Annotated in this window: 26 protein-coding genes; 7 read left to right on the top strand and 19 right to left on the bottom strand. The window is 68.1% G+C overall.

The annotated features are described in order from the left end of the window. The first annotated feature begins 140 nt into the window (after positions 1-140). Both LPW26_RS22575 and LPW26_RS22570 read left to right on the top strand, forming a co-directional pair. Positions 141-1,487: an acyl-CoA dehydrogenase family protein gene (locus LPW26_RS22575; RefSeq protein WP_238737964.1), complete on the top strand. Its 1,347-nt coding sequence runs from the start codon at positions 141-143 to the stop codon at positions 1,485-1,487. Between the two features lie 279 nt (positions 1,488-1,766). Next, positions 1,767-3,401 carry a class I adenylate-forming enzyme family protein gene (locus tag LPW26_RS22570; protein WP_238737963.1) on the top strand — a complete coding sequence of 545 codons (1,635 nt, stop codon included), beginning with the start codon at positions 1,767-1,769 and terminating at the stop codon, positions 3,399-3,401. Positions 3,402-3,612: 211 nt separating this feature from the next. On the opposite strand, the gene modD is transcribed toward LPW26_RS22570, so the two are convergent. Next, positions 3,613-4,458, bottom strand: coding sequence for a ModD protein (gene modD, locus LPW26_RS22565; RefSeq protein WP_238737962.1), 846 nt, complete (start codon positions 4,456-4,458; stop codon positions 3,613-3,615). Between the two features lie 225 nt (positions 4,459-4,683). Here modD and LPW26_RS22560 point away from each other — a divergent pair, with 225 nt between their 5' ends. Further along, positions 4,684-5,232, top strand: coding sequence for a DUF2478 domain-containing protein (locus LPW26_RS22560; RefSeq protein ID WP_238737961.1), 549 nt, complete (start codon positions 4,684-4,686; stop codon positions 5,230-5,232). A gap of 12 nt (positions 5,233-5,244) precedes the next feature. Then, positions 5,245-5,637 carry an ArsC/Spx/MgsR family protein gene (locus LPW26_RS22555; protein WP_238737960.1) on the top strand — a complete coding sequence of 131 codons (393 nt, stop codon included), beginning with the start codon at positions 5,245-5,247 and terminating at the stop codon, positions 5,635-5,637. Here LPW26_RS22555 and LPW26_RS22550 read toward each other — a convergent pair whose 3' ends face one another. Beyond that, positions 5,638-6,252, bottom strand: a complete 615-nt coding sequence (locus LPW26_RS22550; protein WP_238737959.1) for an SAM-dependent methyltransferase — start codon at positions 6,250-6,252, stop codon at positions 5,638-5,640. Between the two features lie 207 nt (positions 6,253-6,459). Between LPW26_RS22550 and LPW26_RS22545 the strand changes: the two genes are divergently transcribed. After that, positions 6,460-7,590, top strand: coding sequence for an NAD(P)/FAD-dependent oxidoreductase (locus LPW26_RS22545; RefSeq protein WP_238737958.1), 1,131 nt, complete (start codon positions 6,460-6,462; stop codon positions 7,588-7,590). Positions 7,591-7,614: 24 nt separating this feature from the next. Beyond that, complete coding sequence (locus LPW26_RS22540) at positions 7,615-7,977, top strand: rhodanese-like domain-containing protein (RefSeq protein WP_238737957.1); 363 nt, start codon at positions 7,615-7,617, stop codon at positions 7,975-7,977. On the opposite strand, the gene LPW26_RS22535 is transcribed toward LPW26_RS22540, so the two are convergent. Beyond that, positions 7,978-8,385 carry an ArsR/SmtB family transcription factor gene (locus LPW26_RS22535; RefSeq protein ID WP_238737956.1) on the bottom strand — a complete coding sequence of 136 codons (408 nt, stop codon included), beginning with the start codon at positions 8,383-8,385 and terminating at the stop codon, positions 7,978-7,980. Between the two features lie 216 nt (positions 8,386-8,601). Between LPW26_RS22535 and LPW26_RS22530 the strand changes: the two genes are divergently transcribed. Further along, complete coding sequence (locus LPW26_RS22530; protein WP_238737955.1) at positions 8,602-9,459, top strand: alpha/beta fold hydrolase; 858 nt, start codon at positions 8,602-8,604, stop codon at positions 9,457-9,459. 73 nt (positions 9,460-9,532) lie between these two features. Here LPW26_RS22530 and LPW26_RS22525 read toward each other — a convergent pair whose 3' ends face one another. The 16 genes from LPW26_RS22525 to LPW26_RS22450 all read right to left on the bottom strand — a co-directional run bounded on the left by LPW26_RS22525 (position 9,533) and on the right by LPW26_RS22450 (position 23,252). Then, positions 9,533-10,888 carry a sensor histidine kinase gene (locus tag LPW26_RS22525; protein ID WP_238737954.1) on the bottom strand — a complete coding sequence of 452 codons (1,356 nt, stop codon included), beginning with the start codon at positions 10,886-10,888 and terminating at the stop codon, positions 9,533-9,535. Next, positions 10,878-12,326 (bottom strand): sigma-54-dependent transcriptional regulator, encoded by a 1,449-nt coding sequence (locus tag LPW26_RS22520; protein ID WP_238737953.1) that lies wholly within the window; start codon positions 12,324-12,326, stop codon positions 10,878-10,880. The genes LPW26_RS22525 and LPW26_RS22520 overlap by 11 nt, the downstream gene beginning before the upstream one ends. A gap of 19 nt (positions 12,327-12,345) precedes the next feature. After that, a complete protein-coding gene (gene hypE, locus LPW26_RS22515; protein ID WP_238737952.1) occupies positions 12,346-13,392 on the bottom strand; it encodes a hydrogenase expression/formation protein HypE in 1,047 nt (348 codons plus the stop codon). Further along, positions 13,389-14,531, bottom strand: a complete 1,143-nt coding sequence (gene hypD, locus LPW26_RS22510; RefSeq protein WP_238737951.1) for a hydrogenase formation protein HypD — start codon at positions 14,529-14,531, stop codon at positions 13,389-13,391. Before hypD ends, hypE begins: the two co-directional genes overlap by 4 nt. Beyond that, entirely contained in the window at positions 14,528-14,773 is a 246-nt protein-coding gene (locus LPW26_RS22505; RefSeq protein ID WP_238737950.1) for a HypC/HybG/HupF family hydrogenase formation chaperone, read from the bottom strand. Before LPW26_RS22505 ends, hypD begins: the two co-directional genes overlap by 4 nt. Continuing rightward, positions 14,773-17,046 carry a carbamoyltransferase HypF gene (gene hypF / locus LPW26_RS22500; RefSeq protein WP_238737949.1) on the bottom strand — a complete coding sequence of 758 codons (2,274 nt, stop codon included), beginning with the start codon at positions 17,044-17,046 and terminating at the stop codon, positions 14,773-14,775. Before hypF ends, LPW26_RS22505 begins: the two co-directional genes overlap by 1 nt. 4 nt (positions 17,047-17,050) lie before the next feature. Further along, complete coding sequence (gene hypB / locus LPW26_RS22495; protein WP_238737948.1) at positions 17,051-17,989, bottom strand: hydrogenase nickel incorporation protein HypB; 939 nt, start codon at positions 17,987-17,989, stop codon at positions 17,051-17,053. Further along, entirely contained in the window at positions 17,989-18,330 is a 342-nt protein-coding gene (gene hypA, locus LPW26_RS22490) for a hydrogenase maturation nickel metallochaperone HypA (protein WP_238737947.1), read from the bottom strand. Before hypA ends, hypB begins: the two co-directional genes overlap by 1 nt. Next, positions 18,323-19,498, bottom strand: coding sequence for a nickel-dependent hydrogenase large subunit (locus LPW26_RS22485; protein WP_238737946.1), 1,176 nt, complete (start codon positions 19,496-19,498; stop codon positions 18,323-18,325). Before LPW26_RS22485 ends, hypA begins: the two co-directional genes overlap by 8 nt. After that, the gene (hybE, locus tag LPW26_RS22480) at positions 19,495-20,037 is read right to left on the bottom strand and encodes a [NiFe]-hydrogenase assembly chaperone HybE (RefSeq protein ID WP_319942192.1); all 543 of its coding nucleotides are present in this window, start codon (positions 20,035-20,037) and stop codon (positions 19,495-19,497) included. Before hybE ends, LPW26_RS22485 begins: the two co-directional genes overlap by 4 nt. Further along, positions 20,024-20,236 (bottom strand): rubredoxin, encoded by a 213-nt coding sequence (locus LPW26_RS22475; RefSeq protein WP_238737945.1) that lies wholly within the window; start codon positions 20,234-20,236, stop codon positions 20,024-20,026. Before LPW26_RS22475 ends, hybE begins: the two co-directional genes overlap by 14 nt. After that, a complete protein-coding gene (locus LPW26_RS22470) occupies positions 20,233-21,096 on the bottom strand; it encodes a hydrogenase expression/formation protein (RefSeq protein ID WP_238737944.1) in 864 nt (287 codons plus the stop codon). The genes LPW26_RS22475 and LPW26_RS22470 overlap by 4 nt, the downstream gene beginning before the upstream one ends. Next, complete coding sequence (locus LPW26_RS22465) at positions 21,093-21,497, bottom strand: thioredoxin domain-containing protein (RefSeq protein WP_238737943.1); 405 nt, start codon at positions 21,495-21,497, stop codon at positions 21,093-21,095. Before LPW26_RS22465 ends, LPW26_RS22470 begins: the two co-directional genes overlap by 4 nt. 218 nt (positions 21,498-21,715) lie before the next feature. After that, positions 21,716-22,018 carry a HypC/HybG/HupF family hydrogenase formation chaperone gene (locus LPW26_RS22460; protein WP_238737942.1) on the bottom strand — a complete coding sequence of 101 codons (303 nt, stop codon included), beginning with the start codon at positions 22,016-22,018 and terminating at the stop codon, positions 21,716-21,718. A gap of 15 nt (positions 22,019-22,033) precedes the next feature. Continuing rightward, the gene (locus LPW26_RS22455) at positions 22,034-22,627 is read right to left on the bottom strand and encodes a HupE/UreJ family protein (RefSeq protein WP_238737941.1); all 594 of its coding nucleotides are present in this window, start codon (positions 22,625-22,627) and stop codon (positions 22,034-22,036) included. A gap of 19 nt (positions 22,628-22,646) precedes the next feature. Then, a complete protein-coding gene (locus LPW26_RS22450; protein WP_238737940.1) occupies positions 22,647-23,252 on the bottom strand; it encodes a HyaD/HybD family hydrogenase maturation endopeptidase in 606 nt (201 codons plus the stop codon). Positions 23,253-23,444 lie beyond the last annotated feature (192 nt).

Below are 23,444 nucleotides of genomic sequence, written 5' to 3'. Positions count from 1 at the left end.
CTTATAGCCAGTTTAAACAGTTTTTACTGCCTAAAACATCTTCTTGTCGTTTGCCCTGGCCGACCGATGATACGGACGTTGAGCGGGGCGGCCGGGCTCTTCGTTGCAACGACAAGTAATCAGCACAGTGGAGAACGCGAATGGCGATCGATTTCACGATGTCGGCGGAGCAGCGCAAAATCCAGAAGATGGCGCGGGATTTTTCCGAAGGGGTCCTGGCGCCGGTGATACCCGCGGCCGACAAAGAGCCTGATCCGATGTTGGCGTACCAGATGACCAAGGGGGCCTACATCGAGGCCTACAAGGCCGGCATCGCGATGGCGATGCTGCCGAAAGAGTATGGCGGCGGCGGATTGTCCTGCCTGGATTTCGTGATCGCGGCCGAGGAGATCTGCGCCGTCGATCCCGGCTTCGCCTGCACCGTCCTGTGCAACGGCCTCGGCCTGATGCCCGTCGCCTGGTACGGCTCCGAGGAACAGAAGAAGCGCTTCATCGGCGAGGCGACCTCCGACCCGACCGGCACCTATCTCAGCGCTTGGACCGCCGGCGAACCGCCCGGTGGCAGCGGCGGCACCGCGAATTTCGACAGCCCGTTGCCGAAGGCCGGCATCGGCATGACCGCCGTTCGCGAGGGCGATTACTTCGTCCTCAACGGCAAGAAGAAATGGTCGTCGTCGGCCGGCTGGGACGGGCTCGGCAGCAATACACAGACGGCGATCATCCGAACCGACAGCAGCGTCGGCGGAACCCAGGGTCTCTCGGCGATCGTCGTCGAACGCGGCACGCCCGGGATCACCTGGAAATTCCTCGACAAGGAAGGCCACCGCACCACCTCGAACGCGCTGGTGATCTTCGACAACGCCAAGGTCCCGGTCGACAATCTGCTGCCGGGCGCCGAAGGCAACGGTGACTTCGTCATCAACCGCAACTTCGCCTGGTCCGGCCCCGTCGCCGCCATCGCCGCCGTCGGCGTAGCGCGCGCGGCCTACGAGGACGCCCTCACGTTCCTCAAAAAGAACACCGCCGGATCGCTGACGCCGATCATCCGCTTCCAGAATGCCGGCTACATCATGGGCGACGTCGCAGCGAAGATCGAATCCGCCCGTTACTTCTCCTGGCGCGCGGCGGACTATCTCGACAAGCACGCGCAGCATGCCGAGCTGCTCGGCGCGATGTGCAAGATCAACGTCACCGAGACGATGTTCGAGTGCGTCTACAAGTGCATGCAGATCGTCGGCGTCAACAGCCTGTCGACCGAGTACAAGTTCGGCAAGTACCTGCGCGAGGCCGCGGTGCTGCCGATCTATGACGGCGGCAACATGGGCATGCAGCGCCGCCGCGTGCACGGCGTCATCGCCGAGGAGAGCTTCAATCCTCGCGCGATCATGGACGACGATTTCGTGCCGTTCGAAAAGACCATGGAGGCGATCGACACCGTCGCCGACCCGATCGCGAAGTCCCGCGGCATCATGCAGGCCGCGGAGTAAGATCCCGGGACCGGCCGAGCCAGGGCCGGTCCCGCCCTCCCCGCCTCACCATGATGAGAGCCGGCGCCGGCCCCCCAGGCCGGCGCAGCCGGCTGCGCCGTGCGCCCGTCACCGCTTGTCCTGCAGCGCGTGCCGAACGACCCAGCCTTCACCTGACGGATCAATCCACAAGCGCACTGGCGGTGAGCGCATCCGCCGGGATAATCTATGCCGGCGCCGCCGCAGAGTGGCGCCGGGCCGCCGACCGGCGCCCCAAGAAACGAAAACGAGGAAACGTGCATGACGTTCTGGGCGGACACCGGCATCGGCGGCGCGCTGCGCCGCGAAACCCACTATGGCGACAGGACGATGCTGTGCTTCGCCGACCGCCCGCCGCATCTGGCGGCGATGTTCGACGATCTGGTCGCGCGGTTCGGCGACCGCCCGGCGATCGTCGACGACCGCACCCGTACCTATTCCGAACTCGACGTTCTGGTCCGCAGGATCGCAGCCTCGCTGACGTCGCTCGGCATCGCACGCGGCGACCGCGTCGCGCTGTTTCTCGGCAATTGCTGGGAGTTCCTCAGCCTGACGCTGGCCTGCAATCGCATCGGCGCGCTGGTGGTGCCGATCGGCACGCGACAGCGCAAGGCCGAGCTGGAATTCCTGCTCGGCAACAGCGGCGCCAAGCTGCTGGTGTTCGAGGCCGAGCTGGCCGACCAGATCCCGTCAGCCGCAGAAGCACCCGAATTGACGCAACGGTTCGTCGCGCATGGTGACGCGCCCGGCGCCCGGCCGTTCGACGATCTGCTGGCCGCCGATCCTGCCCAGGCGCCGGTGGTGCCGCTGCACGAGGACGACACCGCGGTGATCCTCTACACCTCGGGCACCACCGGCAAGCCCAAGGGCGCCGAGCTGACGCATCTCAGCATCCTGCACTCGGCCTATGCGTTCGCCCGCGCGCACGCACTGACCGAGCACGACCGCGGTTTGGTCGCGGTGCCGCTGTCGCATGTCACCGGCCTGGTTGGCGTGTCCTACGCCACGCTGGCGGCCGGCGGCTGTGTGGTGCTGATGCGGCAGGCCTACAAGACCTCCGACTTCCTGGCGCTGGCGAGCCGCGAGCGCATCACCTGGTCGATTCTGGTGCCGGCGATCTACACGCTGGTGGCAATGTCGCCGGAATTCGACAGGCATGACCTTACGGCATGGCGGATCGGCTGCTTCGGCGGCGCGCCGATGCCGGTGCCGACCATCGAGATGCTGAGCAAGCGGCTGCCCAATCTACAGCTCCGCAATGCCTATGGGGCGACCGAGACCACCTCGCCGACCACCATCATGCCGCAGGCCTTTTGGCGCGACCACATGGACAGTGTCGGCCAGGTGGTGCCCTACGCCCATGTCCGCGTGGTCGACGCCAACGACAACGAGGTCGCGCCCGGCGAGCCCGGCGAACTGCTGATCGCCGGCCCGATGGTGGTGCCGCGCTATTGGCAGCGACCAGACGCGAACGAGAAGGAATTCGTGAACGGCTCCTGGCGCAGCGGCGACATCGGCTCGATCGACAAAGATGGCTTCGTGCGGGTGTTCGACCGCAAGAAGGACATGATCAACCGCGGCGGCTTCAAGATCTTCTCGGCCGAAGTCGAGAACGTGATCTGCGGCATCGACGGCGTGCTCGAGACCGCGATCATCGGCACGCCCGATCCGGTGCTCGGCGAACGCGTCAACGCCATCGTGGTGACGAACGGTGATGTTGCGCTGAGCGAACGCGACGTCGCCGCCTACTGCGCGGCGCGGATGTCGGACTACAAGGTGCCGGAAAGCATCATCATCCGTTCAGAGCCGCTGCCACGCAACGCCAACGGCAAGATCCAGAAGACGGTACTGCGCGAGACGATCGCCGACCGGGCCGCGAGCTACGCGCGGGGGTGACCGGTTCTCCGTCGCGGCGGCGCAATCTCTCCCGCTTGCGGGAGAGGTCGACGCGCGTAGCGCGGCGGGTGAGGGCACTCCGTTCCGCGAAACGCGGACTCACTGCCTGGGGCGCCCTCACCCCAGCCCTCTCCCGCAAGCGGGAGAGGGAGCGCGCTGCGGTTCGGGGCGGGATTTCCGCTCTGTGGTTACTTGTTACTCCGCACCCCGATTACTTCGCGTCCCGACTAATCCGCACCTGCACGTCCCTCGGCTTTGCCATGTAGGGCGCCGAGGTGACCAGCACATGGGCACCCGCCTCCGCATACGCCGCGGCGTTGCTGGCGTTGACGCCGCCGGCGGCGGCGATCACGGGGTGGTGGGGCGTGGCGGCGAGATGCGCGGCCAGAGCGGCGACGTCGGCGGGGGCGAATTTTTCCAGTTGCAGCACGTCGAAGCCGGCTTCGGCGGCCGCCACCGCGGCGTCGATCGAGGCGACTTCGGTGATCAGCTTCTTCTCCGGCGCGGCGGCGCGTAGCCGCGCGACGGTGGCGGCGAGCTGCTCGTCCAGAAACGCGCGATGCTCCGCGAACACCAAAATGGTCTCCGACAGGCCGAGCCGGTGCATCACGGCGCCGCCGGCCTTCACCGCCGCGACGGCGAAGCGCTTGGTGCCGGGCGTGTTCTTGCGGGTGCAGGCGATCGCGATGCCCGGCGACACCGCGCGCGCGGCCTCGACGATCTCGCGTGTGGCGGTGGCGACGCCGGACCAGATCTCGATCAGCGTCTGCGCCACTTTCCAGCCGCGCAGCAGCCCCGACGCCGCGCCGCGCGCCACCAGGATCGGCGCGCCGGCGGCGAGCTTGTCGCCCGACCTGGCAAACAGCTCGACCTCGCAGCCGCACAGCCGCAGCAGCGCGGCGGCGTCCTCGGCCAGCGCCAGCACCATCGGATCGCGTGCAGCGAACGCCATGACCCCGGCCTGGTCACCGATGCCGAGCGCCTCGGTGGTCAGGTCGCCGTAAGGCACGTCGTCGTCTAGCAGGCGCTGCAGTTCGGCGGTGGTCACGGCGGGCATGCGGGCTCCTCGAGCAAGGACGATGGCGCGCCACGAAAGTCCGTGCTGGCGGCCGTTATGTCCAGACCTATACAACGCTGTCGGCTTCACCACAGCCCGGACGATCGCAGGGGTATGCTACAAGGCCTTCGCCGATCAGGCGTTTTGCCAATGCCGCCAGACCGTAGCGGCGGCACAAGGTTTGCTGATCGATCCAGGCCGATCCGCCGCACCAGGAGGCACGCCATGACGCCGACCGAGCCCCGCATCGCCGCCGTGATCTATCGCGGCGATGACGATGTCGACAGCCTGCTGGCCGATTTTGCGGCCGAGCGGGTGCGCGCCGGCGACAGGCTCGGCGGCCTGGTGCAGCGAAACGTCAAGGACGCGACCGGGCGACGGATCGACATGCAGGTGATCGACCTGATGACCGGCGCGGCGATCGGCATCTCGCAGACGCTGGGCGGTGGGGCCGGCTCCTGCAAGCTCGACGCGGCCGGGCTGGCGGACTCGGCCCAAGCGGTGACCCGCGCAATCGCCGGCGAGGTCGCGCTGGTGGTGATCAACAAATTCTCCAAGCAGGAGGCGACCGGCCAGGGCCTGCGCGCCGAATTCGCCGAGACCATCATGGCCGGCCTGCCGCTGCTGACCGCGGTGCCGGAGAAATGCGCCGAGGCGTGGCGCGCCTTCGTCGGCGACGCGAGCACCGAGCTGCCCTGCAACCGCGCCGCGCTCGACGCCTGGTGGCGCGACGCCGCGGCGGCGGGAGCGCATTCGGACGCGGCGACGGGCTGAGGGAGAACGACCATGGCGCAGGTGATTTTCTACGAGAAGCCCGGCTGCATCGGCAACGCGCGGCAGAAGGCGTTGCTGATCGCGTCGGGACACCAGCTCGAGGTGCGCAACCTGCTCGCCGAGCCGTGGACGCCGGCAACGCTGCGGCCGTTCTTCGGCGATAAGCCGATCCCGGATTGGTTCAACGCCTCCGCGCCGAAGATCAAAGCCGGTGCGATCGATCTGGCCGCGCTCGACGAGAGCGCCGCGCTGGCGCTGATGATCGCCGAGCCGATCCTGATCCGCCGACCGCTGATCCAATCCGGCGACCGCCGCGAAGCCGGCTTCGACCAATCCACGATCGACGCCTGGCTCGGCCTGCGCCAAGGCAGCGCGCCGGTGCCCGACGGCTGCGCGATGGAGTGATCAGCGCGGCTTCCACCCGATCAAATCGATCAACGCCGACATCCCGGCATGACCGGTGCCCTCGGTGATTTCGCTGTCGTGCTCGCGGATCGACAAATTGTTGAAATCGCCGAATGCGTCCTGCAGCAGTTCGGCGGTGTAGAGATTGTCGGCGCGGCTCGGACCGCCGGTCTTGTAGATCAGCTGCTTCGGCCGATAGCCTTCGATCAGCAGCAGACCGCCGGGCTTCAGCGCCGCGCGGATCGCCTCGAAGATCCGCGGACGCTGCTCGGCCTCGACGAACTGGAAGAAGATGCCGGCGACGACGTCGAAATCGCCCGGCCAGTCCCAGCTCAACAGATCGGCGGTCCGGGTCTCGATCGTCACGCCGCGTTCGGCCGCGAGCTTGTGCGCTTTGGCCTGCGCGGCCGGCGAGAAATCCACCGACAGCACCGACAGTCCGCATTCGGCCAGGAACACGCCGTTGCGGCCTTCGCCATCGGCAATCGACAGCGCCCGCCCCTGTTTCGGCAACAAGTCGCGGCACGACGCCAGAAACGCGTTCGGCGCGGTGCCGAAGACGTAATCCTCGACCGCGAACCGGCTGTCCCAGCGGTTGAATTCTTCCGATGCCATGAGGGTCCCGACTTTCCAATCACGCGCGCGCACTGCGCTGCCGCCTGCCCGCGCCACGAGCTTGGCCGCGCCTGCGTGTCCGCGCAATCCCGATCTCCCGATAGCAGCCATCGTCCGGAGCCGCGGTGACATCGTCACAGACGTTCCGCCGCCGCCGTGGGAGCGTCGGAGCACGAACGGCAGGCCGATGCCGACAGGAACGCCAGGATGCGGAATATCACCATCATCGGATCGGGCTTCGCGGCGCTGACCGCGGCCCGCGCGCTGCGCAAGCGCAAGGTCGATGCGGTCATCACCATGATCTCACCGCGGCGCGAGCTGCATTTCCTGCCGAGCACGATTTGGATTCCGGCCGGCCTGCGCAGCGGCGAGAAACTGAAAGTGCCGCTGGCGCACTTCTTCGATAAGTATCGGATCGATTTCGTCGAGGCTTCGGTGGTCGGACTGAGGAACGGCGGTCGCACCGTGGTGACCGATCATGGCGACTATTCGAACGATCATCTGATCATCGCAAGTGGCGCCCGGTTCATGCGCAAGCTTCCCGGCATCGAGCATGCGCTGATCCCGTGCGAGGGTATCGCAGTCGGCGAGGAGATCGGCCGCCGGCTCGACGTCATGAAGGGTGGTACCATCGCGGTCGGCTTCGCCACCAATCCGGAGGAGCCCGGCGCGATGCGCGGCGGGCCGATGTTCGAATTCCTGTTCATCATCGATACGCTGCTGCGCCGGCGCGGCAAACGGCCGGGCTTCCAAATCGTGTTCTTCAGCCCGGCTGCGCGGCCGGGCGCGCGGCTCGGCGAACGCGCGGTCGACGGCCTGCTGCAGGAGATGAAGAATCGCGGCATCGGCATGCAGCTCGGCCGCAAGATCCTGCGGCTCGAAGAACGCAAGGTGGTGCTCGACGGCGGCGGCGAGATCGACGCCGATCTGATCCTGTTCATGCCGGGCCTGACCGGACCGGCCTGGCTCGCCGGCACCGAGCTGCCGCTGTCACCGGGCGGGATGATCAAGGCCGACGAGCTATGCCGCGTCGAAGGGCTGCCCAATGTCTGGGTCGCTGGCGACGCCGGATCATTCCCCGGCCCGGACTGGATGCCGAAGCAAGCGCATCAGGCCGACCTGCAGGCGCACGCCGTCGCGGCCAACATCGCCGCGGTCGAATCCGGCGCGGTGCCGGCGACGCGGTTCAAGCCGGAGCTGGTGTGCATCGTCGACACGCTGGACTCCGGCATGCTGGTGTTCCGCAACGAACGCTTCAACTTCGTCGGACCGAAGATGAAGCTGTTTCACTGGCTGAAGCGGATCTTCGAGCGGCACTATCTGACGACGTTCCGCTGATATGGACGGCAAGGAGGCGATGAGGTGAGTGTGAAGACGATTTCGGCGACCGACGCACAGCGGATGATGGGCGACGGCGCGGTGCTGGTCGACATCCGCGAACCCTCCGAGACCGCGCGCGAACGTATCAACGGTGCGATCACGTTGCCGCTGAGCAGCTTCGCGCAGGGCGATCTACGCGCCGCCAAGGGGCGCAAGGCGATCTTCTTCTGCGCCTCCGGCGGGCGCACGCGGATGTATGCCGGGCAGATCGAATCGAAAGCGAAGGGCGTGTGCGACGTCTACGTCCTCGGCGGCGGCATCGCCGCCTGGCGCAGGGCCGGCTTCCCAACCGTGCAGGCGCCACGTCCGCCCGGTCTGTTGCAGCGCCTGTTCGGCCGCGGCTGATCAGCCGCGCGGAGCTTTTCGTGCCGCGGCTGCCCGCGGGCGCAGCATGGCGACCTTGCCGCCCGGTTTGCAGAAGATCGCGTGCAGCGCCAGGATCAGACTGCGAACCTCGTCGCTGGCCAGCGAGTAGAACACCTGCTGGCCGTCGCGGCGAGTCTCGACCAGGCGCTCGGCGCGCAGGCGCGCGAGCTGCTGCGACACCGTCGGCTGGCGCTCCTCGAGCAGCACAGCCAGTTCGGACACCGACTTCTCGCCCTCTGCGAGCTGGCACAGCATCAGCAGCCGCGACGCGTTCGACAGCGTCTTGAGGAATTCGCTGGCGACCAGCACGTTCTGGCGTAATTCGCTGGTATCGACGTGCGCGGGCGCGCCGCCGGACGGCTTCCGAACTCTCTTTGGCACCGACATGAAGAAGCCCCTTGCAGACCCGCCCCGGCCTATCCCAGCCGGGAAGGCCGCGCCTGCGGTCGTTTTAAAACATCGGTGTTGGCTTACCAATGAAAATGCAATCTAGTGTTGCAACACAATATCAACTGGGCAAGCCTGTTCTTGCGGCACCACGGCGAGACGACATGTCTCCCTTTGCCTCCCCTGTCACCCGATCGTTCCGCAGCACGAGACTTTATGCAAAATCCGGAAAGTCGCTTCTATCGTTCGCATGGCCTACGTCTGCACTATCTCGACTGGGGCAACGACACCGCGCCGCCGCTGCTGCTGGTTCATGGCGGCCGCGATCACGCCCGGAGCTGGGACCATCTGGCGCGATCGCTCCGCCCGGATTTCAACGTCATCGCGCCCGACCTGCGCGGACATGGTGATTCGGACTGGGCGCTCGGTGGCAGCTACAGCCTGCCGGAATACGTCTACGACCTCACCAGATTACCGGCACTGCAAGGCCGCGGGCCACTCACGGTGATCGGCCACTCGATGGGCGGTATGGTCAGCCTGATCTATGCGGGCACGTTTCCGGAGCAGGTCGGCAAGTTGGTCGTGCTCGACGGTATCACTGTAGCGCCAACCGCCACTAAACCTCCGGTGCACGAGCGTACGGTGAAATGGATCGGCCAGCTCGAGGCGCTGGAGGAGCGCGCACCGCGGCGCTATCGCGATCTCACCGAGGCCGCCGCGCAGATGCAGGTCCGCAATCCGCGACTGACGCCGGAGCTGGCGATGCATCTTGCCAGCCACGGCACCAAGCGCAATGCCGGCGGCAGCTATGGCTGGAAGTTCGACCCGTATCAGCGGGTGATGGCGCCGCATCGGCTGTGGGCCGATGACCATGTCGAGCTGTGGCGCCGCATCAGCTGCCCGACGCTACTGCTGTTCGCCGGCGACAGCTTCCTGCGCGACGCCGCAGCGGCCGGGATCACCGACTATTTCCCGCAAGCCCGCGCCGAGACCGTCGACGGCGCCGGCCACTGGCTGCAGCACGACCGCCCGGACGAGGTGCTGCGGCTGATCAGGGAGTTTCTGCTGGCGTGAGGTCGCGAGTTCGCGAATAGCACCGTGATGGCCGCGACAAGCGCGGCCATGACGGAGTGAGGGGCTACGGTTTCTACGCCGCCCCTAGCGTCAGGGTGAACACCGCGCCGCCGCCGGGCTTGTTAGTTGCGGCCAGCGTGCCGCCGTGTTCGCGGGCGATGCCGTAGCTGATCCAGAGGCCGAGGCCGGTGCCTTCGCCGACCGGCTTGGTGGTGAAGAACGGCTCGAAGATCCTGTCGATCAGCCCTTCGGCGAGACCGGGCCCGTTGTCGGCGACGGTGATCACCACGTCGCCGCCGTTCAATTTCGCCGCGATCTCGATCCGCGGTTCGGCGTGGCCGCGCACAGCGTCCAGCGCGTTGTCGACGAGGTTGACGATGATCTGGTGAAACTGGCCTTCATTGCCGATCACCGCAACGTCCGCCGCGATGTCGAAGTCCAATTCGACATGCCCCGGCTTGGCGCGCGCCGCCCAGCGCGCCGCGGTGCGCACCACGCGGTCGACATCGACGCGTAGCGTTTCGCCGCTCTTCGGGAAGCTCAGCCGGCGCAGATTCTTCACCACGTCGGAGACGCGCATCGCGCCCTCCAGCGTGCCCTCGATCAGCGACGCGTAGTCCGCCAGCAGCGCGTCGATCTTCAGCTCGCGGCGCAGGCGCTCCACCTCGGCGGGATCTTCACCGTGATGGATCGCGGCCAGATAGGCCGACATCCGCTCGCGATAGCGCTCCAGCGTGTGGATGTTGCCGTAGATGAAGCTGATCGGGTTGTTGAGTTCGTGCGCGACGCCGGCGACCAGGCGACCCAGAGACGCCATCTTCTCCTGCTCGACGAGCTGGCGCTGCGCGCGCTGTAGCTCGCTGTGCGCGGTGTGCAGCGCCTCGTAGGCGCGGCGCAGTTCGCCGATCGGCCGTCCGGTGAGCACCGTGCCGACGCGGGCGCCGGCGGGATCGCTGCGGGTGGCGCCGTTGATGGCGTAGAGATCGGACAGGCCGGTGGCGGTGACGAAGCGGACCTCGAGCGCAACCGTCTCGGCCGCCGACGGCGCGCGCAGCAGCTCCTCGATCCGCGCGCGATCGAGCGGATCGACCAGATCGGCGAGCGAGCGCGCCAGCAGCAAATCGGCCGGGCTGCCGAGCAGCCGCACCGCAGCCGGATTGACCTGCAGCACCACGCCATTGCGGTCGCAGACGATCAGGATGTCGGAGACGGATTCGATGACGCTGGAGATGAAGGCCTGTGCTTCTTCCAGCGCGGTGTTCTTCTCTTCGAGATCGGTCTCGTAGCGCAGCAGGTCGGCATAGACCTCGTCCATCTTGCGGATCACTTCGATCCACGCCGCCTCCTGATCGCCTTCGAGCGGCGATAAGAGATGCGGGCCGACGCGGTCGATCAGGCTCTCGCCGGGGCCGGTGCGATCAGACCTCATCGGCGAGGCCCTTGCGCAGATCGTAGCGGCCGAGCTTGTTGCGCAGGCCGACGCGCGACAGGCCGAGTTCGCCGGCGACGCGGCTGATATTGCCGCCGTGGCGATCCAGCGCCTCCAGGATCATGTGCCGCTCCAGCGCCTCGATATTGGTCTTCAGCGTGTGGCCCGCGTGATGCGACGGCTTGAGCTCGATCGGCGCACCGCCCTGACGGATGCGCGGCGACAGGTCGGCCTCCTGCAGCCAGCCATCATCGGTGAGCACCACCATGCGCTGGATCTCGTTCTGCAACTCGCGGACGTTGCCGGGCCAATCGTAGTGCCGCATCCGCGCGAGTGCCGCCGGAGCGATCCCGTTGACGGCGCGACTGTAAGATTTGGCGACGTCGGCCACCACCTTGGCGGCGATCAACGGCACATCCATCCGCCGCTCGCGCAGCGCCGGCATGTGCAGCGGAAACGCCGCGAGCCGATAGAACAGATCGCGGCGAAACCGTCCGGCGCGGACTTCCGCCTCGAGATCGCGGTTGGTGGCCGCGACGATGCGGACGTCGACCTTCCGGACGCGCTGCGCGCCGAGCGGACGGATCTCACTCTCCTGCAGCACCCGCAACAGCTTGACCTGAAACGCCGGCGAGGTCTCGCCGATCTCGTCGAGAAAGATCGTGCCACCGTCCGCGACCTCGAACAGGCCGATGCGATCCTGATAGGCCCCGGTGAACGCCCCCTTCTTGCATCCGAACAATTCGCTTTCCAGCAGCTCATCGGGCAGCGCGCCGCAATTCTCGACCACGAAGGCCTTGCCGCTGCGCGCCGAGCCGTAATGGATCGCGCGGGCCAGCAGTTCCTTGCCGGTGCCGCTCTCGCCGGTGATCAGCACCGAGATGTCGAACTCGGCAGCGCGCTTGCCGAGTTCGATAACGTCGGCCAGCGGACTGTCGGACGCGTGGACGATGCGGTCGAAATCATACAGCTTGCGGGCGACGCCGCGCTTCTCGGTGACGACGCGCTGCACCCGCTCAGGCGTCAGCTTGACGTCGACGCCTGCGGTCTCGGTCTCCTTCTGCAGCCGGAACAGCTCGACCGCGCCGCGCACGGTGTCGAGCAGCTTGTCCGGATGCCAGGGCTTGGCGATGTACTGATAGATCCCGGCCTCGTTGATGCCGGCGATGATGTCTTCGCTATCCGAATAGCCCGAGATGATCATGCGCACCGGATCGGGCCAGGTCTCGCGAACGTGCTTGAAGAACTCGACGCCGGTTTCGTATTGCATCCGCTGGTCGCACAGGATGGCGTGGACGATCTCGCTTTCGAGCACGCGGCGCGCCTCGCCGGCATCGCGCGCGCAGATCACCTCGAACGAATCGCTCAGCACGCGCTTCAGCGACTCCAGCGAGCGGATCTCGTCGTCGACCACCAGAACTGTCGCCTGCCCGCTCATCGCGCTCGCCCCGCCCCTCTCAACAGATCCGCGGCAATTGCTCGCCCGACAGCCAATCGACGATACGGCCGCCGCCGAACGACGTCGTCATCTGCACGAAGTGATGATCGTCGTCGGTCACCTCGCCGATCAGCGCCGCATCGCGGCCGAGCGGATGCGCCCGCATCGCGGCCAGCACCGTCTCTGCGGCGTCGGGCGCCACGATCGCCACCAGCTTGCCCTCGTTGGCGACATAGAGCGGATCGAGGCCGAGCAGCTCGCACGCCGCCGCCACCTCCGGCCGGACCGGCACGGCGTCCTCGTCGAGCCGGAAGCCGACCGACGATTGCTGTGCCAGTTCGTTCAACGTCGCGGCCAGCCCGCCGCGTGTGGGATCGCGCATCACCCGCAGGCCCTGCGGCGCCGCCGCCACCATCGCGGCGACGAGGCCGTGCAGCGCGGCGCTGTCGGACACGATCGAGGTTTCGAAGGCGAGGTTCTGCCGCTGCGACATCACCGCGACGCCGTGGTCGCCGATGAAGCCGGACAGCAGCACTTTGTCGCCGGGCCGTGCCAGTTCCGACGACAGCACCAGATCGCGCGGCGCGACGCCGATGCCGGTGGTGGTGATGAACACGCCATCGGCCTTGCCGCGCTCGACCACCTTGGTATCACCGGTGACGATCGGCACGCCGGCGTCGCGCGACGCCGCCGCCATACTGTCGGCGATGCGCTTGAGGTCGGAGAAGGCAAAGCCCTCTTCGATGATGAAGCCGGCCGACAGATACAGCGGCCTCGCGCCGGCCATCGCGACGTCATTGATGGTGCCGTGCACCGCGAGCGAGCCGATGTCGCCACCGGGGAAGAACAGCGGCGACACCACGTAGCCGTCAGTGGTCATCACCATCCGGCCACTGCTGACTTCGAACGCGGCCTGATCGTTGCCGGCGCGCAGCAGCTCGTTGTCGAACGCGGCGTGAAAGATCTCGCCGATCAGATGCGCCATGGCGCGGCCGCCAGCGCCGTGCGAGAGATCGACGCGGCCGTTCTTCAGATCGAGCTTGCGCCGCCTGGTTCGATCGCTCATGCCGCCGCCCTCTTCGCATGGTCGCGGAAGCGGCCATAGGTCCAGTGCGCCGCGCAGGCGCCTTCCGACGACACCATGCACGAGCCCATCGGCGTCTCCGGCGTGCACAGCGTGCCGAACAGCTTGCAATCGGTCGGCCGCTTGATGCCGCGCAGGATGGCGCCGCATTCGCAGGCCGGATTGTCGGCGGCGGAGACCTCGTCCATCGCGAAGCGGCGCTCGGCGTCGTAGACGGCGTAGGCTTCGCGTAGTTTCAAGCCGCTCAAAGGCACACGGCCGAAGCCGCGCCACTCGAAATCTTCGCGTAGCTCGAAGATCGCATCGACTTCGGCCTGCGCGATCACATTGCCGGCCAGCGTCACCGCGCGGATGTACTGGTTCTCGACCTCGTGTCGGCCGTCATTGACCTGCCGCACCAGCATCAGGATCGATTGCATCACGTCGAGCGGCTCGAACCCTGCGACCACGACGGGCTTGGCGAACTCGCACGCGAACGGCGCGAAGGCGTCCGAGCCGATCACCGCGCTGACATGCGCCGGGCCGACGAAGCCGTCGAGCCGTGGGCCGGGCTGGCCGTCGAGATCGGGATGTTCGAGGATGCCGCGGATCGCCGGCGGCGTCAGGACGTGGTTGCAGAACACGCTGAAATTGGTCAGCCGCTTCGCCGCCGCGAGCTTGATCGCCAGCGCGGTCGGCGGCGTCGTGGTCTCGAAGCCGATCGCGAAGAACACCACCTCGCGGTCCGGCTCGGCCTGCGCGATCGTCACCGCGTCGAGCGTCGAATACACCATGCGGATGTCGGCGCCAGCGGCCTTGGCGCGCAGCAGCGAAGCGCCGTGAGAGCCCGGCACGCGCATCAGATCGCCGTAAGTACACAGCGTCACCTGGGTTCGCTGTGCCAGCGCAATCGCCATGTCGATGCGGCCGACCGGCAGCACGCACACCGGGCAGCCCGGGCCGTGCACCATACGGACGCTCGGCGGCAGCAGATCCTCGAGCCCATAGCGCGAGATCGCATGAGTATGGCCGCCGCAGAATTCCATGAAGTGATACGTCCGCGCCGGATCGGCCGCCTGCGCGATCGCCGCCGCGATCTGGCGGGCGAGCTTGCCGTCGCGATATTCGTCGACATATTTCATCGCGCGACCTCCGTGACCTGATCCGCGAGCTGGCCCATTTCGGCGAGCAACGCCAGCGTCTGCCTCGCCTCCTCCGGATCGATCCGCGTCAGCGCGAAGCCGACATGAACCACGACGTAGTCGCCGACCGCGACCCCTTCGACCAGCGCGACCGAGATCACCTTGCCGACACCGCCCAGCGACACCCGCGCCATCTGCTCGGGCAACAGCTCGACCACTTCGGCCGGAATGGCGAGGCACATCAGCGTTGCTCCTGTGAGGCCGCAAGGATTTGTCCGGCAATCCACGCCTGACCGAGGCTGAGGCCGCCGTCGTTCGGCGGCAGCTGCCGCGCCAGCAGGGGCTTCAACCCGCGTGCGCGCAGCCGGGCGGCGAGATCCTCGCTCAGGACGCGATTGAGGAAACAGCCGCCGCCGAGCGCGATGGTAGTCAGTCCGGTCTGCGCTGCCGCCTGCGCGGCCCAGTCGGCGAGCGCGGCGGCCAGCGTGCCATGAAACAGTTCGGCGCCGTCGCGCGGCTCGACGTGCGGCGACGCAAGGTGCGCGAGCAGCGGTGAGAGATCGAGCGTGCCGGCGCCGACCTCCCAACCGCCGCTCCGCACGCGCGGGCTGTGCACCAGCGCCTCGAGCTGCATGGCCGCCTGGCCTTCGTAACTTTGCACCGCGCAGACGCCGAGCAGGCCGGCGGCGGCATCGAACAGCCGGCCGGCGCTGGTGGTCGTGGCGCAGCCGTGATTGGCGAGCATCGCGGCCAGCGCGGCGGCGCGCGGCTGATCGGCGAAGCGCGGCGCGATCTCATCGTCCCGCCCCAGCGCATGCAGCGCCGCCGCCGCCATCCGCCACGGTTCACGCGCCGCGGCATCGCCGCCGGGCAGCGCCAGCGGCGCCAGATGCCCGAGCCGCGTGAACCGTGCGCCATCGACGCGAAGTAGCTCGCCGCCCCAATTGCCGCCGTCGCTGCCGACGCCATGGCCGTCGAGCACGAGGCCGAGCAGCGGCGCGTCGACGCCCTGCTCGGCGGCGATCGCCGCCACATGGGCGTGATGGTGCTGCACGGCGATCAGCGGCAGGCCGAGCGCTTCGGCGAAACGGGTCGAGGCGAAGTCGGCGTGCAGATCATGCGCCACCGCGACCGGTGCGGCGCCGACCAGGCGCATCAGGTGATCGACGGTCTGTTCGAAGTAGCGCACGGTGTCGGCGGTCGACAGATCGCCGATGTGCTGCGACACGAACGCCTCGCGGCCGCGCGTCAGCGTGATGGTGGTCTTCAAGTAACCGCCGACGGCGAGCACCGGCGGCATTTCGCGCGGCAGTACGATTGGACGCGGCGTGTAGCCGCGGGCGCGGCGGATGAAGGACGGCGCGCCGTCGATGATCGTGGTGACGCTGTCGTCGGCGCGAACCACGATGGCGCGGTCGTGGCTGACGATCAGGTCCGCGACAGCTGCGAGCCGGTGCTCCGCATCGTCGATCACGATCGGATCACCACCGAGGTTCGCGCTGGTCGCGACCAGCATGAGGTCGACCGGTGAATGCTGCCAGTCGCGTCCCGCGGGCGCGCCGGCCGCCGCATGGAAGATCAGATGATGCAGCGGCGTGTAAGGCAGCATCACGCCGAGCGCGGCGAGGTTCGGCGCGATCGACGGCGCCAGCGCGTCGTTGTGCTGCATCAGCACGATCGGCCGCTCGGTCGATCGCAACAACGCGCGTTCGGCTTCGCTTGCGGCGACGATACGATCCAGCGACGCCTCGGAGGCGACCATCACGGCGAACGGCTTGGCGTCGCGCTCCTTGCGGCGGCGCAATTCCGCGACGGCGGATTCGCTCGTCGCGTCGCACAGCAGGTGATAACCGCCGAGGCTCTTCAGCGCGATGATGCTGCCGGCGCGCAGCCGCGTGACGATGTCGGCGATGGAATGGCTGAGCCGCGGCCCGCAGCGCGCGCAGGCGATCGGCTCGGCGTGGAAGCGGCGGCTCGCCGGGTCGCGATAGTCGCGATCGCAATCGGCGCACAGCGTAAAGCCGGCCATCGAGGTGTGGGCGCGATCATATGGCAGCCGATGCGTCAGCGTGTAGCGCGGGCCGCAATGGGTGCAGTTGACGAACGGGTAGAGATGGAAACGGCTCGCCGGATCGAACAGATCGTCGAGGCAGGCCTCGCAGGTCGCCGCATCGGCGCCGATGCGGGTGGCGACCGTGCCGCCGCGGCTGGCGGCGATATCGAAGCGGATCTCGCCGCGCGGGCGTAGAGCTTCGGTCTCGATCGAGTCCACGCGCGCCAGCGGCGGCGCCTCGTGGCGCAGCGCGCCGACGAAATCGTCGAGCGATGCCCCCTCCACTTCGATCAGCACGCCCTCGGCATCGTTGGCGACGAAGCCGCCCAGCGAATAGCGCTGCGCCAGCGCGTAGACGAACGGCCGGAAGCCAACGCCCTGCACCGCACCACGCACCCGCACGCGCAGCGCGCCCGGCGCGGGGCCGGGGTTCGCAGCGAGCGGCACGCGGGCGAGCTCCATCCTGTTACTCCGCGGCCTGCGTGGCGGCGCGCGCGGCCGCGGCGCGCTTGACGATCCAGGCGTAGAATGCCGGCATCCCCTCGCCTGTCTTCGCCGACACGGTCAGCACCTCGATCCGCGGATTGACCCGGCGGGCGTATTCGATGGTCGCGGCGAGATCGAAATCGAGATGCGGCAACAAATCGATCTTGTTCAGCAGCAACAGCTCGGCCGCCGCGAACATATGCGGATATTTCAGCGGCTTGTCCTCGCCCTCGGTGATCGACAGCACCACCACCTTGTGGGCCTCGCCGAGATCGAACCCGGCCGGACAGACCAGATTGCCGACATTCTCGATGAACAGCAGGCCGCCGGTCTGTTCAGGTAGCTGATCGAGCGCGTGGCCGACCATGTGGGCGTCGAGATGGCAGCCCTTGCCGGTGTTGATCTGGATCGCCGGCGCGCCGGTGGCGCGGATGCGCTGCGCGTCGTTGGCGGTCTGCTGATCGCCCTCGATCACCGCGATCGGATGCTGATCCTTCAGGTCGGCGATGGTCTTGACCAGCAGCGAGGTCTTGCCCGAGCCGGGGCTGGAGACGAGATTGAGCACGAAGCTGCCGGCGGCGGCGAACCGCGCGCGGTTCTCGGCCGCATGGCTGTCATTGGTGGCGAGAATGTCGCGCTCGATCTGCACGATTCGCGCCTGCGTCAGGCCCGGGACGTGCACACCGGCAAGCCCGCCGCCGAAATCGATACTCCCGGCCGCCGGCGCGTGGGAATGATCATGGGTGTGATCATGGGAATGATCGTGGTCGCCATGGTGATGATGATGCTCACCCTGCGCGTGGGAGTGCGCATGATCGTGCGGATGATCATGATCGTGGTGATGGTGGTGACCGTGACCATGCGCATGGCCCTGGCCGGGATCCACGCTGTCGTCGCCGCATCCGCAAACCGTGCACATCACTCGACCTCCAGCTCCTTGATCCGCAGGGCATCGCCCACGGTGATCTGCAATTGATAGCCGCCGCATTCCGGGCAGGGATCGCCGCGCTGCGCCACCGGCACGCTCTTGCTGCAGGCCATGCACCACGCTTCGCCTGGCACGCCGATCACTTCGAACCGCGCGCCGGCGGCGATGCCGCCATGCGCCACGGCGGAAAAGCAGAACCGCATCGCCTCAGGCTCGACATGGCTGAGCGCGCCGATCTCGACCCACACGGCGCGCACCTTGCCGAAGCTCTGCGCCTTGGCCTCGCGCTCGATGATCTCGATCAAGCTTTCGCACAGCGCCATCTCATGCATGGGCGGCCTCGCACAGCGCGACGTCGAAACCGACGCAAGGATCGAACGCGGCGACCATCGCCGCCACGCGGTGCCGGTCGAACTCGGTGGCGCACAGCGGCGCGCCGACCAGCGCGCGGGCGAGCGGCCCTTGCGGATGAAAATTCCATTCGGTGGGCGCGAGGATCTCGTAGCGGCTGATCAGCCCGGCGCGGTCGAGCGCGATCAGGTGATACAGCCGGCCACGGGCGCATTCGACTGCGCCGAGGCCGATGCCGTCGCCGAGCGACGTAGCTCGCAAGATGGCGGCGTGATCGGCATCGCCGCGCCGCAGCGCGCGCAGAAGCTGCGGCGTGGCGCGGGCCTCGATCAGCCGGGCGAGCAGGCGGCCGGCGAGGCCGGTGCCGACGGATCGGATCAGCGGATGATCGCTGAGCCGTGCCAGCGATCCGGTCTCCGGCACGCGGCCCGCGAGATCAGGGCGCGCCGCAAAGGATGCGCTGCAGCGAAGCAGCTGTTGGCCGGCCGCGAGATCGTCATCGGCGGTGAGCGGATCGATGGTTAGCGCGCCGAAGTCCGGTGCATCCGCGAGCGCTCGGCCTTGCGGAGACGCCCCCTCACCCCTGCCCTCTCCCCGCACGCGGGGAGAGGGAGTGCGTGCGCTGTGCAGGGCGGCGAGAGGCGAGTCGGAGGCGAGCCAGGCGCTGTAGCTGTCGGCATCGTCGAGGCCGTGCTCGGGGAGGCCGAGGGCGTCGAGGCTGTCGGCGAGGGCGTCGATCGCATCGGGGTCGAGCAGGCCGCGCTCATCGAAGCGGCGCGCGGCAGCGATCAGATTGCGCAGATGCGGCGCGAAGGCCGGGAGGTGATCGCCGGCCAACGAGGTGATCGTGCCGCGCAGCAACTCGATCAACCGCTCGGCGAGCACGGCGCTGGCTTGTGCGGCCACAACATCCGGAGACAGCGCCTCACCTCGCGCAGCGCTGAGCGCGAGTGTTGCGGCGGCGCCCTGCGCGGCGGCGCACAGCGCGAACAGCCGCGGCACAAGGGCGACGATCGCCTCGCCCGGCTTGCCCTGCGCCAGCCGGCCGACACCGACGGGCCGGCGCGAGGTGATCTCGACCCGGGCGACGCGCCCCTGCGCCAGCACGGCGTGGACATAGATCCGATCGTCGCGCGACACGGCGTTCATGGCCGGCGCTCCGTCAAGGCGCCGCGCAGAAAGCGGCGGCGGTCGAGCGATGGCGTCGCGGGTGAAGCCGGCACGGCGCTACTCGGCACGTTGCTATCAGCCGATGCCTCCTCATTTCGCGCCGGTGCGAGCACCACGTCCAGCGCCGCGAGCGCGGTGCTCTCGGCCTGCTGCTGATCGCCGAAGTCGTGCATCGGCGACACCAGCGAGCAGCTTTCCATCGTGCCGAGGCCGTCGAGCATGCCGATGGTGAAATCCAGCACGCCGACCGGCAGCGCACGCGGCACCACGGTGCCGGGCGACAGCGGTGCCTCGCCGCGCGGCGGCACGCGGACGAGATTCATGAACCACGGCGTCACCACGACGCCGAACGCGGCGTCATCCACATCGCGAAAGCCGAGCGCGGCGACACTGAGCGCGGGATTGTAGATCGGCAGATCGCGCATCGCGGCGTCGGCCCGGCGATAGATCGCGGCGAGCGCCTCGCCGGTCGCGCGGGCCTCTGCGTCGCGATCGATGCCGGCGTCAGCGTGCATCATCCACCTTCATGAACTGATGGGGTGCGGCATCGCAGACCGGGCAGCGCCAGTCCTGCGGCAGCGCGGCGAACGGCGTGCCGGCCTCGGCGCGGCCGAGCGCGTCGCCCTCGGCCGGGTCGTACACCGTCCAGCACACGCCGCATTCCATCCGCGCCAGCGGATCGGCATCGAGGCGGCCGAAATTCTCGAAGCCGCTCATGCGAAATACGCCTCGATGATCTCACCGAGCCGCTCGGCCGAATCCTGAAAATCCTCGTCGGCAGCGCGTACCGCGGCGGGCACGTCGCCGACCTCGATGGTGTCGAGGATCGGCGTGTCCATCGCGTTGAGATATTGCACCGACCAGACGTGGCGCGCGCCGGTCGCCAGCACCCGGCAGCTGCCGTAGCCGCGCGAATACAGCTGGATCGGCCCGTTGCCGAGCGTCGCTGTGAGATGCGCCATGTCGGCGGGGGTCATCGGCAGCAGCGTGAAATTGATGATTTGCGGCGCGGCACCGGGCCGATGCGCCGCCATCCGTTCGCGGATTTCGGCCAGCACCGGCATCACGTTCATGGCGCCCTCGGGCGCCTCGCCGATGGTGATATCGGGGGCGGGGAAATCCTGCGCCGCGCGCGCGGCGATCTCCGGGATGGCGCCGAATTCGAGATAATCGAGCGCCGGTGCATCGCCCTCACTTTCGATCCGCACCCGCCACAGCCCGGCGAACACCGATTCCTGGATCTGCGCGACGCGGCGATCCGGGAGTGCGACAATGCCTGTGACCTCGCCCTCGCCCAGAATATCGGCGAGCAGGCGGAGTTCGTCGGCATCGAGCTGATCGAGCCGGATCTGCACCGGCGCATCGTCGGCGCGATGCGCGGCGAGCGCGGCGCGCAGCTCCGGCAGCATCGCGGCCAGCCGCGGGCAGCGCTGCGTCAACTCATCGCCGCTGCGGGTGGCGAGCGCCGCGATCGTGCCGGCGCCGGTGAAGCCGCGACGGTCGCTGCCGTGGCCGAGCGGCAGCACGTGCATGTCGATGTCGTCGCTGCCGGCCACATTGGTGTAGCCTACCCTCATGCCAATTGCTCCTGCGCGAGATAGCGGGCGTCGGCATCGAGCAGCACGTTGATGCGGGCGAGATAGACCGACCAGTCCTGGATCTTCGAAGTCGCGCCAAGGCTGCGGCCCGGCCGCGCCAGCGCGATCGCCGGGCAGACCTTGACGCCGAAGCGCGGCATCAGCGCCGCCTCGTCGCCGGCGGCGATCTCGGCGCCGACCAGCCGGCCGGAAAACGCAGCGATCAGTTGCGGCAGCACCACCGCGATATCGTCACCGTCGGGAAAGCGCAGCGGATCGCCGCGAAACAGCAGCACGCTGATCCTATCGGGCACGGATGCGATGAAGACATCGACGTCGGCCTCGCCGACGATCGGCAGCATTGGCAGGCGCGCAGCCGCGCGCGTGAGCGTAGCGCTCATGTTTCCTCCGGACCCGGCGTTTGTTGTTGTCGCTGGTGGCTTGAATTGAGCAAGCCACGTGCCATTCGATCGTCGCCCGGAATGTCGTCAAACTCACCGGTAATCGGTTCGTTTGCGATCATTCGGGCGCTGTCGCCAGCACAAATGGAAACACGATTGTCGGAAACTGGATAGTAGACTTCCAGATACCATCACATGATACCTGCCAACCATCCTGCTCAGTGTTTCGCGGAGCGCAAATGCTCTGGCAGCTCCGGTTCGCGGTCGATCAGGTCCACGAACAGATGCTCGAACGGCCGCCCGTCCATCGCGGCGGCAAGGCCGTCGAGCGCATCGTCGATCTGCTGCGCCTCCTCGGGACCGAGCAGACGCACGGCGCTGTCGATGAACACCAGCACTCGATCGCCCACCGCGACCTCGCCGATCAGCGCAGTCGAGACCCGCCGCTGCTCGGCGCGGCGCTCGCACAGCGCGGTGAGGCCGTCGCTGCTGATCACGGTCATGGGCAGGCCAACGCACATCGGCGGGGTCCGGCCTTACAGCGGAAATGCCAGCGCGAGGCCGGCCGCCGCGATCGCACCGCCGGCGAACTTCAGCGCCCGCGTGCGCGGCAGGACCGCGCCGAGCGCGAGGCCGACGCCGTGCAGTATAAGCGTGGCAGCAACGAAGCCGGCCACATAAGCCAGCGGCGACGCCATCGCGGGCATTTCGGCGCCGTGGGCGGCGCCGTGAAACAGCCCGAACAGCGCCACCATCGCGGCAGCAGCAGCGGTCGGCACCCGCACCGCAAGCGCAATCAGCACGCCAAGCGCGATCACCGACAACGCGATCATCGGCTCGACCGCCGGCAGCGCCGGTCCGAAACCGCCGAGCGCGGCGCCCAGCGCCATCAGCGCGACGAAGCTCGCCGGCACCAGCCATCGCGCGCGGCCGCCGAGCGAGGCCGCCCACAGGCCGACCGCGACCATCGCCAGCAGGTGATCGGCGCCGAGCATCGGATGCGCGAAGCCGGCCGCGCCGCCGTTGGCGCTGAACGGATGCACCCCGGTGTGCGCTTCGGCGAGGCCGGGCATGGCCGCAAGGCCTCCGGCAAGGAGGCCACGCAGGCCGGTGCGGATCAATCGGGTCATGACGTGTCCTCCTCGGTTGTTAGTTGCCGGCGGCGGCGACTACAGGGTTTGCGCGCTGCTCATAGCTGTCCTGGTCGAGATCGTGAACGAGCAGCGGCTCGACGGGGGCCGCGTCGCGCATGGCGAGTTGCACGCCCCATTCGGCCAGGATGTCGCGCGCCAGCGCCAGCGCGTCGTCGATCCGGGCGGCGACCCGCGGCGTCAACGCGCCGCCCCAATCCTCGAGATCCTGCGGTTGGCATCCGATCAGCGCCAGCCGCCGCGGCGCCGCGCCGAGCAGATCGGCAGCGCTCAGCACTTCCTGAAAGCCGGTCTGGTGCAGGCTCATCTTCTTGGCGCCGGTGAATTTCGGCACCTCGTCGCCGTCCACACGCTTCAGCGTGCCGGGCGGCAGGCCATAGTCGATCGCGTCGAACACCAGCAGATGATCGTGCTCCTGCAGCAGGTTGACCAGATACAGCCCCTGCGTGCCGCCATCCATCACGGTGACGCCGGCCGTCGTCGCGAACGCCCGATGAAACGCCTCAACCGCACGGACGCCGAAGCCCTCGTCGGCCCACAGGATGTTGCCGATGCCGAGTACGAGCACGCGGGGAGGTTGCGAAGTCGTTGGCTGCTCTTTCATAGCGCGGACATCCTCGAAGAAGACCGAATTAGCAGCGAGCTCTCTTCACCCTCCCCTGGAGGGGGAGGGTCGGCACGCAGCCCGCGCAGCGGGATGCGTGACGGGGTGGGGTGAGCCGCAAGCACGGCGGACGAACTCTTCGCGGGGGGGGCCCCCCCCCCGGGGGGGGGGGGGGGGCCCCCCCCCCCCCCC

Origin of the sequence: Rhodopseudomonas infernalis (genome assembly GCF_022271405.1) — a bacterium.
Lineage (GTDB): Bacteria > Pseudomonadota > Alphaproteobacteria > Rhizobiales > Xanthobacteraceae > Rhodopseudomonas > Rhodopseudomonas infernalis.
The sequence above is the reverse complement of the archived record's forward strand: the minus strand, read 5'-3'. Positions and strand labels throughout refer to the sequence as shown.

Excerpts from the sequence above, each read along its gene's own strand:
- LPW26_RS22575 (WP_238737964.1), top strand. The coding sequence starts at position 141 with ATGGCGATCGATTTCACGATGTCGGCGGAGCAGCGCAAAATCCAGAAG.
- LPW26_RS22570 (WP_238737963.1), top strand. The coding sequence starts at position 1,767 with ATGACGTTCTGGGCGGACACCGGCATCGGCGGCGCGCTGCGCCGCGAA.
- modD (WP_238737962.1), bottom strand. The coding sequence starts at position 4,458 with ATGCCCGCCGTGACCACCGCCGAACTGCAGCGCCTGCTAGACGACGAC.
- LPW26_RS22560 (WP_238737961.1), top strand. The coding sequence starts at position 4,684 with ATGACGCCGACCGAGCCCCGCATCGCCGCCGTGATCTATCGCGGCGAT.
- LPW26_RS22555 (WP_238737960.1), top strand. The coding sequence starts at position 5,245 with ATGGCGCAGGTGATTTTCTACGAGAAGCCCGGCTGCATCGGCAACGCG.
- LPW26_RS22550 (WP_238737959.1), bottom strand. The coding sequence starts at position 6,252 with ATGGCATCGGAAGAATTCAACCGCTGGGACAGCCGGTTCGCGGTCGAG.
- LPW26_RS22545 (WP_238737958.1), top strand. The coding sequence starts at position 6,460 with ATGCGGAATATCACCATCATCGGATCGGGCTTCGCGGCGCTGACCGCG.
- LPW26_RS22535 (WP_238737956.1), bottom strand. The coding sequence starts at position 8,385 with ATGTCGGTGCCAAAGAGAGTTCGGAAGCCGTCCGGCGGCGCGCCCGCG.
- LPW26_RS22530 (WP_238737955.1), top strand. The coding sequence starts at position 8,602 with ATGCAAAATCCGGAAAGTCGCTTCTATCGTTCGCATGGCCTACGTCTG.
- LPW26_RS22525 (WP_238737954.1), bottom strand. The coding sequence starts at position 10,888 with ATGAGGTCTGATCGCACCGGCCCCGGCGAGAGCCTGATCGACCGCGTC.
- LPW26_RS22520 (WP_238737953.1), bottom strand. The coding sequence starts at position 12,326 with ATGAGCGGGCAGGCGACAGTTCTGGTGGTCGACGACGAGATCCGCTCG.
- hypE (WP_238737952.1), bottom strand. The coding sequence starts at position 13,392 with ATGAGCGATCGAACCAGGCGGCGCAAGCTCGATCTGAAGAACGGCCGC.
- hypD (WP_238737951.1), bottom strand. The coding sequence starts at position 14,531 with ATGAAATATGTCGACGAATATCGCGACGGCAAGCTCGCCCGCCAGATC.
- LPW26_RS22505 (WP_238737950.1), bottom strand. The coding sequence starts at position 14,773 with ATGTGCCTCGCCATTCCGGCCGAAGTGGTCGAGCTGTTGCCCGAGCAG.
- hypF (WP_238737949.1), bottom strand. The coding sequence starts at position 17,046 with ATGGAGCTCGCCCGCGTGCCGCTCGCTGCGAACCCCGGCCCCGCGCCG.
- hypB (WP_238737948.1), bottom strand. The coding sequence starts at position 17,989 with ATGTGCACGGTTTGCGGATGCGGCGACGACAGCGTGGATCCCGGCCAG.
- hypA (WP_238737947.1), bottom strand. The coding sequence starts at position 18,330 with ATGCATGAGATGGCGCTGTGCGAAAGCTTGATCGAGATCATCGAGCGC.
- LPW26_RS22485 (WP_238737946.1), bottom strand. The coding sequence starts at position 19,498 with ATGAACGCCGTGTCGCGCGACGATCGGATCTATGTCCACGCCGTGCTG.
- hybE (WP_319942192.1), bottom strand. The coding sequence starts at position 20,037 with ATGATGCACGCTGACGCCGGCATCGATCGCGACGCAGAGGCCCGCGCG.
- LPW26_RS22475 (WP_238737945.1), bottom strand. The coding sequence starts at position 20,236 with ATGAGCGGCTTCGAGAATTTCGGCCGCCTCGATGCCGATCCGCTGGCG.
- LPW26_RS22470 (WP_238737944.1), bottom strand. The coding sequence starts at position 21,096 with ATGAGGGTAGGCTACACCAATGTGGCCGGCAGCGACGACATCGACATG.
- LPW26_RS22465 (WP_238737943.1), bottom strand. The coding sequence starts at position 21,497 with ATGAGCGCTACGCTCACGCGCGCGGCTGCGCGCCTGCCAATGCTGCCG.
- LPW26_RS22460 (WP_238737942.1), bottom strand. The coding sequence starts at position 22,018 with ATGTGCGTTGGCCTGCCCATGACCGTGATCAGCAGCGACGGCCTCACC.
- LPW26_RS22455 (WP_238737941.1), bottom strand. The coding sequence starts at position 22,627 with ATGACCCGATTGATCCGCACCGGCCTGCGTGGCCTCCTTGCCGGAGGC.
- LPW26_RS22450 (WP_238737940.1), bottom strand. The coding sequence starts at position 23,252 with ATGAAAGAGCAGCCAACGACTTCGCAACCTCCCCGCGTGCTCGTACTC.